Source organism: Marinobacter sp. ELB17, from assembly GCF_000169375.1.
Classification (GTDB): domain Bacteria; phylum Pseudomonadota; class Gammaproteobacteria; order Pseudomonadales; family Oleiphilaceae; genus Marinobacter.
This window is the reverse complement of record NZ_AAXY01000006.1, coordinates 174,274-186,933: the sequence shown is the minus strand read 5'-3', so window position 1 is coordinate 186,933 and position 12,660 is coordinate 174,274. Positions and strand designations below refer to the sequence as shown.

At 53.9% G+C, this 12,660-nt stretch carries 12 protein-coding genes; 7 read left to right on the top strand and 5 right to left on the bottom strand.

The window, feature by feature from the left end:
- Positions 1-208 precede the first annotated feature (208 nt).
- Together MELB17_RS10120 and MELB17_RS24575 are read right to left on the bottom strand one after the other, a co-directional pair.
- Positions 209-1,957 (bottom strand): isocitrate/isopropylmalate family dehydrogenase, encoded by a 1,749-nt coding sequence (locus MELB17_RS10120; protein ID WP_007350138.1) that lies wholly within the window; start codon positions 1,955-1,957, stop codon positions 209-211.
- A gap of 254 nt (positions 1,958-2,211) precedes the next feature.
- Entirely contained in the window at positions 2,212-2,421 is a 210-nt protein-coding gene (locus MELB17_RS24575; RefSeq protein ID WP_157133275.1) for a hypothetical protein, read from the bottom strand.
- A gap of 152 nt (positions 2,422-2,573) precedes the next feature.
- Here MELB17_RS24575 and MELB17_RS10110 point away from each other — a divergent pair, with 152 nt between their 5' ends.
- From MELB17_RS10110 to MELB17_RS10105, 3 genes are all read left to right on the top strand, one after another.
- Positions 2,574-3,818 (top strand): malic enzyme-like NAD(P)-binding protein, encoded by a 1,245-nt coding sequence (locus MELB17_RS10110; protein WP_007350136.1) that lies wholly within the window; start codon positions 2,574-2,576, stop codon positions 3,816-3,818.
- Between the two features lie 127 nt (positions 3,819-3,945).
- Positions 3,946-4,128 carry a DUF2970 domain-containing protein gene (locus tag MELB17_RS26480; protein ID WP_227498865.1) on the top strand — a complete coding sequence of 61 codons (183 nt, stop codon included), beginning with the start codon at positions 3,946-3,948 and terminating at the stop codon, positions 4,126-4,128.
- A 105-nt stretch (positions 4,129-4,233) separates the two neighbouring features.
- A complete protein-coding gene (locus MELB17_RS10105; RefSeq protein WP_007350135.1) occupies positions 4,234-4,428 on the top strand; it encodes a ribbon-helix-helix protein, CopG family in 195 nt (64 codons plus the stop codon).
- A gap of 28 nt (positions 4,429-4,456) precedes the next feature.
- Here MELB17_RS10105 and MELB17_RS10100 read toward each other — a convergent pair whose 3' ends face one another.
- Positions 4,457-5,266 carry a spermidine synthase gene (locus MELB17_RS10100; RefSeq protein WP_007350134.1) on the bottom strand — a complete coding sequence of 270 codons (810 nt, stop codon included), beginning with the start codon at positions 5,264-5,266 and terminating at the stop codon, positions 4,457-4,459.
- A gap of 62 nt (positions 5,267-5,328) precedes the next feature.
- Positions 5,329-5,562 (bottom strand): hypothetical protein, encoded by a 234-nt coding sequence (locus tag MELB17_RS10095; RefSeq protein ID WP_007350133.1) that lies wholly within the window; start codon positions 5,560-5,562, stop codon positions 5,329-5,331.
- 154 nt (positions 5,563-5,716) lie between these two features.
- Here MELB17_RS10095 and MELB17_RS10090 point away from each other — a divergent pair, with 154 nt between their 5' ends.
- Both MELB17_RS10090 and dauA read left to right on the top strand, forming a co-directional pair.
- Positions 5,717-7,273: a phosphoenolpyruvate carboxykinase gene (locus MELB17_RS10090; RefSeq protein WP_007350132.1), complete on the top strand. Its 1,557-nt coding sequence runs from the start codon at positions 5,717-5,719 to the stop codon at positions 7,271-7,273.
- An 86-nt stretch (positions 7,274-7,359) separates the two neighbouring features.
- Complete coding sequence (gene dauA, locus MELB17_RS10085; protein WP_007350131.1) at positions 7,360-9,108, top strand: C4-dicarboxylic acid transporter DauA; 1,749 nt, start codon at positions 7,360-7,362, stop codon at positions 9,106-9,108.
- A gap of 644 nt (positions 9,109-9,752) precedes the next feature.
- Here the strand turns inward: dauA and MELB17_RS25605 are convergent.
- Positions 9,753-10,322 carry a hypothetical protein gene (locus tag MELB17_RS25605; RefSeq protein ID WP_007350130.1) on the bottom strand — a complete coding sequence of 190 codons (570 nt, stop codon included), beginning with the start codon at positions 10,320-10,322 and terminating at the stop codon, positions 9,753-9,755.
- A gap of 364 nt (positions 10,323-10,686) precedes the next feature.
- Here MELB17_RS25605 and MELB17_RS10075 point away from each other — a divergent pair, with 364 nt between their 5' ends.
- Positions 10,687-12,087: an ethylbenzene dehydrogenase-related protein gene (locus MELB17_RS10075; protein WP_007350129.1), complete on the top strand. Its 1,401-nt coding sequence runs from the start codon at positions 10,687-10,689 to the stop codon at positions 12,085-12,087.
- Complete coding sequence (locus MELB17_RS10070) at positions 12,084-12,635, top strand: DUF2231 domain-containing protein (protein WP_007350128.1); 552 nt, start codon at positions 12,084-12,086, stop codon at positions 12,633-12,635. Before MELB17_RS10075 ends, MELB17_RS10070 begins: the two co-directional genes overlap by 4 nt.
- Positions 12,636-12,660: the final 25 nt, after the last annotated feature.

The window sequence follows — 12,660 nt, the reverse complement described above, 5'->3', positions numbered from 1 at the left end:
GTAATCTCTTCATGTGACGCTCTCCGGTTCTGAGGAAGCCATATCAATAGTTTACTGATGTGCGTCGAAATTACAATTTTTAACACTCTTGTAACATAAGACGCCGAACAGGTTCAACGTGGTCTAAATCGGTTGCCACTAAAGAGCCACCTCTTCAGTATCAGGTGGACAAACCTCACCTTGGGCAAAAGCCTCAATCCAATTTTGGTCACATCGTAAAGCTGCCCAGCCGTTTCTCAATGGAATCAAGAAACCCCATCATATCAACCAGTGTTTCGCTCTCAGGAGTTGTCGTCTTATCCTTCAAGTCAGCCGTAACAATGCCATCCCCTACGGTATCTTTTAATGCTGCTTTGAGTCGGGCGGAATAATCAAGCAAGGCTTCATTGCGCTCCCGGCGGCCCAAGGTTTCCAGGGCATTCGCGAGGGCGTAGATCAGCGCTGAGGGGTTGAAATGCGCGTCTTTTCCATTGCTTTCCAGGTATTTGAGGTATAAATCGTGGGCTGTTCCATGCGGTGCCTCAAAGAGCATCGTGCTGCTCTTGCTTTCGATGATGGAGCTTGCGGTGGCAAGGCTGCCGCCGAGAGCAGCAGAAATATCAGAAAATATATCTCCGTCCAGGTTCTGGGCAGGGTAAAGCGCACTCCGGGGAGGATCAGTTATCATTTTTATCAGCTGGCTCGAAGGTCGCATGATCATGAAAGCGGGCGGCGAAGTGTGATCCGCGGCCAGTTCGCGGCGCACATCGTTGATGACGGTGCTAAATACCTCGTCGTATTCCATGTATTCTCGTTTGAGACCAAAATATACTTCTTTGTGCTTGCTTGAGGCATCCCTAAAAACCTGGCTGACCCAGTCCTTGATTGCCTCATGGTCATTGGACATGAGCAGGATTGGGTCGCCCTGACTGACACGACGAGCATGCTTTTCTACTCCATCGACGACAACCTTGAGGATGCCGTCTTCCTGAGCAGGCATGTTGAAACTGCCGTATTGATCACCACCGCCGGCACTCATGCGCGAGATCGAAACATGAGCGTTTCGGACGGGTATGCCGTAGCGTTTTAGCTGCTTGACAAGCTTATACAGTTTTCGGCCGGTGGTGTTGTCCGGCACGCCCCACAGTGCGCGCTCTGGCGGGTTGGCAACAATACGGGCGGCCTGCGCATCGACCAGTTCGTAGTAGTAGTTGATACCCACCGCTTCAAATTGCTTTTTGTATTCCTGTTTGTAAATAGCTTCTATAGCGGCGCGCATTACGCCATCGTAGCCAGCAATCACGGTATCTTTGAGGCCGAGGTAAGCATCTCGTTTTTCGTCAATTGCGCGTTGGAAAAACCGGTGAGCCCAGGCTTTAACATCGGCGATGTCATTAGTAGCCAGTAGCCAGGGGTCGCCTTTTTTCACATCACGCCGGTGCAGCTCGACCGGGTTCCCGCTTTTTCCGACGAAGAGCAGTTTGACCACGCCCGTTGATGAGGACAATTCATTGTAACTGTCCTTAATGCCCCCGTTGTCCATGGTGTCGACATCAATATCACGATCAATCCAGTCGGGTTTCCGCACCCTGAGATTCTGGAATTGAATATCCTCCCGGGTGATGTTGCCCCCGATCCCTTTGCGTATTGCGCCATTAGGTGACTTGGTCGCGAGCGGATCAAGCCTGGACTGACTGAGCTCTGGGTGCTTTTCAAGCATCGCATCCAATTGCTCTCTGTTCACGGTCATGCCGGCGTTCTTGACGCCAACACCGTATTTTTTGAGTGCCTCGATGGCTTCGAAAATAACTTGGCCGTTCGTCAGAAACCGATGTTCGGCCGATAAATCGATTTCTATCAGCTCAATAGCCAGACGGGTTGTGACAAACTTTTTCAGGATTTCTTCAAAAGCCACCTGAGCCATCTCATCGCCGTGCAGAATGACCAGCGGTGATTCCACCTGAATTTTATTGACCATTGCTTCCTCCAGTTTTCGGTTGGCTCAAACGCACGGTCAATGAACGTGTGAGACGTTCATTGATAATTGGTGTCGATGCGGTGAGTCCATTTAAGCCTTGAGAACGTTGCGGGGACAACCCCCCAACTAGGATGCGAGTTGACTGTCCGGAATGCGGAGCGCGCTCAAGCAAGTCCGGATGCTCTTCCACCATCAATTGGTAACGCTCCTGTACAGGCAAGCTATGATGGCGAAACTCATGTTCACTGATGGTTTCAGCCAACTCTTCCACTAAAACCAGTGCTCAGATCATCCAGAAATTGCCTTCCAGAACAGGTCGTTTCCTTCACCAAGTTGATACCAAACAGACGGCTAAGGTCGCCTCTTAAAATCTCATGTTTAGGCAAACTTGACTGATTACCCGTGATCCGGGTAGCCCGCATTTCTGGAGACGCCGGGAATGGCGCGTTGGAAAGTTTATTCATCGGTCACCTCCTGTCATCACAGGTACGGGCATCGAGTAGATCAGAGGCGAGCGGTTATTAAGGCTCACCTCAAAGATGCCCAGCACATGGACTAGCTTACATGATAATGATATTATAATTAAGGTATAACCTAATTACCATAAGGTGCCATGATGACTAAAAACTTTAAGCAGGCCGCGCTGGACTATCACTCGAAGCCCGTCCCCGGGAAGATTTCCACTGGCCTGACCAAGCCTGCAAGTACGGTGGGCGACCTCTCACTTGCCTACAGTCCGGGTGTCGCGGAGCCAGTGCGCGAAATCGCCCGCGATCCGGATAATGCTTACCTGTATACCGGGAAAGGCAATCTGGTCGCGGTGATTACCAATGGCACCGCGATTCTCGGGCTCGGAAATCTGGGGCCGCTGGCCAGCAAACCAGTAATGGAAGGCAAGGCCTTGCTATTTAAGCGTTTCGCAGGCATTGACTCCGTTGATATCGAGGTCAAGGCAGATACCGCCCAGGCGTTTATCGATACCGTCATTTCCATCTCAGATACCTTTGGCGGCATTAACCTCGAAGACATAAAGGCACCTGAGTGTTTCGAAATTGAGCGAGTTTTGATTGATCGCTGCGATATTCCAGTATTCCATGACGATCAGCATGGCACCGCCATTGTGACGGCGGCAGGTATGCTGAATGCATTGGAAATCCAGGGTAAGACGCTGAACACCGCAAGAATTGTCTGCTTGGGAGCGGGTGCGGCGGCCGTTGCCTGCATGCGAATGCTGTTAAGTCTCGGTGCGAAACGAGAAAATCTGTATATGGTTGATCGCAGAGGTGTGATCCGCTCCGGCAGGGAAGGTTTGAATAGCTTTAAGGAAAAATTTATTAATGATGGCGGAGCAAAGACACTGGACGATGCCATTGATAGCGCAGACGTTTTTGTTGGATTATCCGGGCCGGATTTGCTCAATGCTGAACAGCTTAAACAAATGGCACCCCGGCCGATAGTTTTTGCGTGTTCGAACCCTGACCCTGAGATTTCACCCGAACTGGCAATGTCGGTTCGGGACGACCTGATTATGGCTACAGGTCGCTCAGATTACCCTAATCAGGTTAACAACGTACTTGGTTTTCCGTTCATTTTTAGGGGCGCGCTGGATGTACGCGCTAAACGAATTAACGAAGCCATGAAGGTTGCAGCTGTTTATGCAATTCGAGATCTGGCGAAAAAGGAAATACCGCAAGATGTCCTAGCCGCCCATCAACTGAGAGAACTGTCTTTTGGGCCCCACTACATTATTCCTAAAGCCATGGACTATCGGTTACTGACGGAAGTGTCAGACGCAGTTGCCAAAGCGGCCATCGAATCGGGTGTTGCACGTTTGCCCTATCCTTCACACTATCCGTTATAGGGAGCCCCAACGTGCCACAATATATTGAGGACAAGTGTTCGGCGACAATTAGGATGACCGGTCGGATAGGATAGTTGACGCCGAACAGACAAGCATTCATCGAAGATGATCCTCTTTCTTGCAGGTCGTGAAAAGTGTTCTGACGGCTACTCTGGGTGTGCAAAGTCAGAAAAATTTGGAACGCGACGGTCAGCAAAAAGGTGTGTGCACCCTACGTCGTCGGAGTGTTGGTGGTGGTATTGTTTGTACTCACGCTGATTGGAGTGGTTGCCCTGGTTGTTCGCTATGCAAGTTAGAATCAAGCGCTTAAACAGTCGCCACTATCTTAAGGAGGCGAGCGGAAATCTGGAAAGACAGTAACGTGTTGGATTATAATGAAGTTAACATATTATGCTACGTGCTCAGGTAATTTCTTATGGAAACGAAAACGGCCCGGTTAACGATTCTCATCGACCCGATTAAAAAGAAGGCCCTCGAAGACTTATGCGCCTCCCAGGACATTACGACTTCGCAGGTAGTCCGACAGTTGATTCGTGACTATCTGGAGCGGAATGGCACTGAATATGCCACCAAGCCCAAGCCCCTTTCATCAAACGCTACAAATAGATAGTCTAACAACGATAAACAGGGTGCCGATTTTAATAAAAAGGGCTGTTTTCTCCGCTTCCATTGTGATTACCGCCGCGAAATAGCGTTAATCGCAGAAAATGGTTCAGTATGGGAAATCCCAGGTGCTTCTCAAGGGAGAGTGCGCGTGATTTGAACTCTGCACGAGCTTGCCCCGGACGTACCTTCGAGGCAAGCACAATCAGATTGCCGGTGAACATGTGGCATGTGAATACAGCCTCGAATTTTTTATCAAGCAAACGCAGAGCATTCCCGGTTTCACTCTGGTAGTTGAAAAAGTTGAAAACGGCCCAGCCTCCTTCATCCAGAACATCATGACAGCGGCTCAGGAAGTCTGCTCTGCACTGTTGTGGGTCCATACCGTAGGCATTGTATATATCGCAAAAAAGCAGGTCGGTTGAGCGTTTCTCACTGCGCGCGAGGTAATGTCCCGCATCCTCACAGAAAATTGATAGCCTTGGATCTGTAGGCACCTGGAAGAAGTCGTGTGCAACGTCGATAACGGATTGACGGAGTTCAACGGCCGTTAGCTCCATGTCCGGAAAGCGATGGAAAAGGCAGTTCACCAGGCTACCCCCTCCCAGCCCCAGAACGGTCGCGCGACGGGGCAAATCAAATATCAGAGGCAGCAGCATGGCTCGGGTGTGCTCATGCATGAGAAAGCCGGGGTCGTCTTTTCTTTGACAGCTCTGCTCATACACGGAGCCGAAGGTGAAATAGCGCTCATAGCTGTTATCAAATACCTCAACACAGTCGCTCCCGTCATGGAACTCGGCAATCTTGTTTCCCAAACAGAAACCATCCCAAAGCGTATCCGGCATTTAACTGTTTCCTTTTTTGCGCGTTCGTTGAAGTGGGTGTCTGGCGATAGCCGTAGTCCTGGCTAAAACATAATCTCTGCCCGCTTGAATCCCAGAGTCCGGAGCGCCTCAATCGCAGCATCAACGGATGAGTAACTGCAGACCTTCTCATCATCTGTCACCAGAAAATGGCTATACCCCTGGCGTTCCTTAAAGAGCAAAATCCATTCTTTTCGTTTAGCGGACGGGGCCTGAACGATGTGCACTTCGGCAATCTCGCCCTTCCGTTGCGATTCTACTATTTCGCTTTTCTTCACTTTTAGATCCTTGAGCCTGGGAGGCGAACGAGGCAGACGCTGGGTGCTAGACGTTGCTGTTACCGAATCCCGCTGAATGCGCATTGGATTACCATTACATTATAATGATATTATAACAATATTATAACCACATTATTAAATGAGGACTGACTGGATGAACCTGCTTTCTACTCAGTTGATGGATCTGGAGCCAGCGGAGCTGATTGAACACACGCTGTTCCGGAAGGAAGGTTTTTTCGCCAATAATGGCGCACTCTCGATAACCACAGGAAAGCGGACCGGCCGATCACCGGCTGATCGCTTCATCGTTGAGGACGAGCTGACCCGACAGACGGTGGACTGGGGGAAGGTAAATCAGCCCTTTTCCCAACAGAAGTTTGAAGAACTCTGGATGCGGGTCCAGGATACCCTGGCGACGGAAGAGCATTTTTTGTCGCATCTCTCGGTGGGGGCCGATCCGAGATTTGCGATTCCCGTGTCGGTCTATACTGATACTGCGTGGCAAAGCCTGTTCGCCTACAACATGTTTGTACGAACCAGTCCGTTCGAGACAGGTGACATGAAGCGGTGGACATTAATGAGCTGCACGCGATTCACCTGCGATCCGGTGAGAGATGGTACTCATTCTGAATCTGCACTGATTATTGATTTTTCGAGCCGGCGCGTTTTGATTGCTGGCCTGTGCTACGCCGGCGAAATCAAGAAGGCGATGTTCTCTGTGCAAAACTTCCTTCTGCCACAAAATAACGTACTGCCTATGCACTGTTCCGCAAACGTCGGAGAAGACGGGGAGACCTGCCTTTTCTTCGGGCTGTCGGGTACGGGCAAAACCACGCTCTCGGCGGATCCTGACCGTTTTCTGATCGGTGACGATGAACATGGTTGGGCGAAGCATTCGGTGTTCAATATCGAGGGTGGCTGCTACGCAAAGACAATCGATCTTTCGAGGAAGAACGAGCCGATCATCTGGGATGCCATTCGGTTCGGTGCTATTATTGAAAATGTGCAGGTTGATCCTGTGTCCAGGCGTCCGGATTATGCTGATGCCGAACTCACGGAGAACGGGCGTTGCAGCTATCCGTTGGAGCACGTGGACAAGCGGGTTGAAGAGAATCAGGCTGGGGAACCGGCTACCGTCATCTTCCTGACATGCGACTTCTTTGGCGTTTTGCCTCCGGTGTCGATACTGACTCTGGAGGCGGCCGCCTATCATTTTTTGAGTGGCTATACTGCCAGGGTCGGCTCCACGGAAGTTGGCGGACAAAAGGGTATTGCGCCAACCTTTTCAGCTTGTTTTGGCGCTCCCTTTATGCCATTACCTCCCCAGGTGTATGCCGAGCTTCTGATGAAACGGCTCTCTGAGTTCGGCTCAAGAGTGTATCTGGTGAACACCGGATGGACTGGTGGTTCAGGCACCGCGGATGGGGGCGGCCAAAGGTTCCCGATTCCAGTCACTCGCGCCATTGTCTCGGCTTGTCAGTCAGGCCAGCTTTCAGATGCTGAAACTGAACGCTTGTCTATCCTGAATCTGGCTATCCCCAAAAAAGTACCGGGTGTCGACGAGCATTATCTTAACCCGCGTAAGGCCTGGCAGAATCCGTCGGATTATGACGCAGCTGCACGAACACTGGCAGATTTGTTTAACGCAAATATTCGCCGGTACAACGTGCCGGAGTCGATTCTGAAAGCTGGTCCAGGCCAGGTTGAGTAATCACACTTTGGCCAGCGTGGGTATAACGCCACGAACGCTGAAAAATCAGGAAATCCAGCAAATACGACACAGCAGGGAGTTAACCAATGGCAATGCCTAAGATGTTACGAAATTTGCCAGGAATTGCGACCGGGTTGCGGTCCGCTTTTAAAGAAGGCTACGGCCTAGCCGATCTTCGCAAGGATGTAATGGCAGGGCTGACCATTGGTACCGTGGCGGTACCGCTTTCCATGGCTCTGGCGATTGCAACCGGCGTTCCTCCCCAGCACGGGCTTTATACCGCCATTGTTGCAGGGGTAATCATTGCACTGACTGGTGGCTCCCGCTTTAACGTTTCAGGACCCACGGCTGCATTCGTCGTGATCCTATTTCCCATTGTGCAGCAATACGGACTCGGTGGTTTGCTGATCGCTTCCATGATGGCCGGTTTGATTTTGGTGGCATTAGGCCTCGCGCGAATGGGCCAACTGATTCAGTTCGTGCCCTACCCGGTCGTGCTGGGATTCACCGCCGGCATTGCGGTCGTGATCGCAGTGCTTCAGATCCCTGATTTTCTGGGGCTGGAAGTGGGTCAGATGGGCGAACACTTTGTGGAGAATCTAGGCAGGATAGGGGCCTCGTTGCCTTCTATTAATCCGTTTGAGCTGGGAATCGGCTTTTTCTCACTAGCAGTTTTTATCCTCTGGCCTCGCCTGAAGCTACCTTTACCAGCACCCCTGATGGGCTTGGTTGCAGGAGCCATAGGCGCTTACCTGATCAACAGTTTGATGGGGGGTGACGGAACGACGGTCGAAACTATCGCCTCTCGGTTCACGTGGGAGCATCAAGGAGACGTAGGTAGCGGTATTCCACCGATCGCCCCCACTTTTATGGTGCCCTGGTCGTTACCCGGCGCTAATGGAGAACCACTAAAGCTGAACTTTGAGCTCATCCGCTCGTTGATGGGCCCCGCGTTCGCAATCGCCATTCTGGGGGCGATTGAGTCTCTACTTTGCGCAGTGGTTTCGGACGGCATGACCAAAACCCGGCACGACCCCAACGCTGAACTTATTGGCCAGGGCCTTGGAAATATAGTGGCGCCTCTTTTTGGTGGGGTCACGGCCACAGCGGCGATCGCACGGACTGCGACCAGTATCCGAAGTGGTGCTCGCTCCCCCATTGCTGCAGTGGTGCACTCGCTGGTTGTATTGCTTTCCGTCGTGGCGCTTGCGGGGTTGTTGGGGCTTGTCCCAATGGCAGCCTTGGCAGCCCTCCTACTCGTCGTCGCCTGGAACATGAGTGAGGCCCGCCATTTCATGCACACCTTGCGATCAGCTCCCGCTGGGGACGTGGGCGTTCTTTTGGTGTGCTTTGGTCTGACTGTAATCTTCGACATGGTGCTGGCCGTTGCAGTTGGAATTGGTTTGGCGGCTGCCTTGTTTATTCGGCGAATGGCACTGCTGACCCGCACCGACAAGATAGACACAGAAACCCACTCAACGGTTAACGGACTGCCGCCCGAGGTTGCCGTTTATGGTGTCAACGGACCGATGTTCTTCGGTGCTGCAGAGAAAGCACTTACGTCCCTGCGCCTGGTCGATCCTCAGGTCAGAATTATTATCCTCGACATGCAAGGCGTGCCGAGTATGGACGGCACCGCCATAGTAAATCTTCAGACCCTGGTTGAAGACATGCTGCAGGATAATGTCTCGCTGATTCTGACCGGACTACCAACTCGCATCATCGTCAAATTGCGTCGGGCTCATGTGCGGAAAGTCATTGGCAGACTTACCTACGCTGGCAGTCTGACACAAGCCAGAGCTATTGCGCTTCGCTGGCTGGCCTCACAACGGTAAAACGAGGCAGGCCGTTGGATATTTTTCGTGGGTAGAACAACTTTCGATTTTTGCATGGCTCGTGCACCGGCTCAGACATTTAGCTGCAGGCGTACTCCAATGCTTGCGGCATAACCCAGTGCAATGGCGGGGCTACACCTAATTTGAAATGGAATGCGATTGCAGCAGCATTAGGAATGAGGTTTTGATATGCCCGCTGCAATGTTGCTCTGATCAAGGAGCTGTTAGCTATCCCGTTGAGGACCGGTAGGTCAAAACATCATGTTTACAGAATAACTGACTCCTTTTACACATTAAGCGCACCAAGAAGGCCTGGGCGTCGTTCAGTCAGCTTGGGGGCGAGTATCAGTTGCCAGGATAAATCGTAGTTCTGGTTGGTGGATGTCTAATGCGGTTTTCAGCCACGCTGAAGCTGGAAAATCATTTAGGGCATTTGCGTTGTCGATGCCTTTTTCTTCCGATAAAAGTGTCTGAAGTGCTTCAGCGGATTGTTTACTTTCCAGAGTGTCGGACCGATAGACTACGCAACGCCCGAAGCCGCTCCGATAGGCTTTGGAAGCCCTGTTCGCTGGTCGCAGTAGGAATGCCGGTCACCCGGCACCCCCTGCACAGATCCGTACGTGCGCTACTAACGCATACGGCTCCTATCTTGAGTGTCTACCGTCAAATCGTTTGTTTGGCCAAGGATGCACAACTCTGGGTTGTGGCAGCGCGTCTCGCAAGAACTGACCGAAGCGCGCCCACACGAAATGATAGCGCTGGCTGCGGCGCCGTAACGCCTTCATCCAGAGCTTTCCAAGTTCCGTGTGAAAGCGGCTCACCCTGATGACGTTGCCTGGAACGGCAAAGTAGTTCAGGTGACCCCGCATCACCGCAGCCAACCAGCGTTTCTGCTCGCCAACCGGCCGATGCCTGTTTCGGTATACCCCGTCCTTGACGCTATGCAGCGTTCGTCGCATGCGGCTCACAGATGTTTGCCGCAGCAGCATGAACGTCCGTCTATCACGCAGGACTGCACAGCTGTGCGTGAACCCCAGAAAATCGAACGACTCAGGCTTTGGTAGCCCTGCTGTCGCACAGTCCTTCCGGGCAAAGCGCCCAAAGCGGATGAGCTTCGTCTTGTCCTCGTTGAGCGACAGTCCAAAGCGATCCAACCTCTGGTGCAGCTGACTCAGGAACGCCTCCGCATCGGCAACTGATGGTGGTTTCTTCAAACAGGGTGTATTGGTCGCTCTCTATCAGCAATATTTTGCCGTAACCCTGAGAACGCCGGGCACCCTGGAGGTCTTTGAAAACAGGGGCCGCAGGGGAGTGGTCACGTTTGCGGCCAGTCTTCGTAGAGAACTCCAGGTCCGTTTGTGCGACGCATGACGGGTCTCCACCATAAGATAGAATTTAATCCTACTCCATCCTGCGGAGATAGTGACGACTGCGGCGACCAAATTTAGTTCACCACTACACGCTAGGCCGCTCGCTCCAGCAGTCGGGATTCAGGTCCCGACATGACCTATGTCATATTATTCCGCCGGTTTGAGGCTACACTGAAAGTTCGCCACACCCTCTGATTCAGGAGCACATATGGCACGTCAAGACAAGACTGGCATCCTTTGGCTGGCACTAGGGCTACCCATAGCGCTCGGGCTCGCCTGGGTCACCCAGGGCAGCGGGGTGATCGAGGACGACCCGGAGCGCAACATCTCAATCCCCGATGAGCTGAACATGCCCTTGCAGGTCCAGGCCGCGTACAACGACGAGCGGATCTTTTTCCGCTACCGCTGGCCCTCCGAACGCCCGCATATCCTCCATGACGTACTGGTCTACGAGAATGGCGACTGGGTGAAAAAAGGCAGCGCAGTGCCCGGCTCCAACCCGGACGGCCTCCACGAAGATCGCGTCGCGATGATGCTCGATGACGGCAGTGTGCCAGACTTCGCCCGCTACGGTGGCTACATGACCATCGGGGCTGGGGCCGCTGGCTTCACTGACGAGGCCCCGGAAGAGGTTACCAAGTCGATGCCCGGCACTCGCATCGACCTTGGTGACTGGGCCAGCCGCCAGGCGCCGGAGACTCTCCAGGCCCAGCGCGAGGCCGGCTACTTTCTGGACCTCTGGCACTGGCGCGGCCATCGCTCCAACCCGCTGAACCTTTCCGATGACCAGTGGGTCGGCGCGGAACGCTCCGGTGACGCGGGACGCAGCCCCTACACGACCAACTGGGATGGCGATGCCGGCCAACCGCTGTGGATGCTCGACCCAGAAGTAGCCGGCCAGGCAGCCCTGCGCTGGGAGGACATCGAGGCCGGCCGGGTAGACTTCGACAGTCCCTACTTCCTGGCGGAGGACACCGCGATCGACTTCGATCCCAACCAGGACTGGCAGAACGGAGATGTCATCCCCCGCCGGCTCGTTCGACAGACAGAAGGCTCCCGGGGCGACATCACCGTGCTAGGTGAGGGGCGCTGGAACGATGGCTACTGGGATGTGACCCTCTCCCGCCGCCTGGATACCGGCAATCCACTGGACGACAAGATCCTGCACGACCAAGGGCTCTATACGGCAGCCTTCGCGGTACACCGCAACGCTACCGGGGGACGCTGGCACCTCGTCTCTCTGCCAGTCTCGCTGGGCCTGGGGCGTGATGCCGATCTTACGGCTATTCCGTTCCAGGGCAGGACGCCAGACTGGGCGGATGACTGGAAGGAGGTGACCCTTTTCTACCCCGGGCAGGTAAACTGGCCATTGTTGGTCAGCCGCGCCCACGCGGGCGCACCGGACATCGCCGAGGGTACCCCGGTTCACGCCCGGCACAGCGAACGTCAGCTGGCGATCTACGGCGTAGAGATGGAGTTTAACGACGCCATCATCCGCCAGTGGATCCTGACCCTGATCGCCGGCCTTATCGCCATGTTCGGCGTGGTGGTCGCGTTGCTCCCAGCCTTCCGCAACACCTCCAACAACCGCAAAGGAGAACCATCATGAGCGGCTTGCACCATATGCTTGTTCACTTCCCCCTGGGCTTCTGGGCACTCGCCACTCTGATGATCCTGATTGGCGCCCTGCTGCCCGGCCGGATGGCCGAACTCAGCCGCGCCGCCCTGTTGCCGGTGCTGGTACTGAGCCTGCTGGCCGCTCTGGTTGCCATCGCCAGCGGCCTCCTGGTCTGGCCCATCGAAGCCAGCACCTCCAGCCCCTTGGCTCGCAACCACATTCTCACGGCGCTCTGGTCGCTGGGGGTCTTCAGCATGTTGACCGTGCTCGTCTGGCGAGCCGGCAGCACAGCATTCGACGGTGCCCGACGCTGGGTACTGCTCCTGCTGGCGTTGATCGGCATCTCAATCTTTGCCACGACCGGCACCATTGGTGGCCACTTGGTGGGGGCAACGACCCAGTTCTCCGAACTGCTGAAACTGTTTGGCTGGGACGTCTACCACACATTCTTCGTGCCGACCTGGGTAATCGCCGTGATGGTGCTCATCGGAATCGTCTGTGCCGTTTTGGGCCTCAAGGGGCGACGGGCGGCCCTCTGATCCAACTCGAAGCACTCGAAGCGTG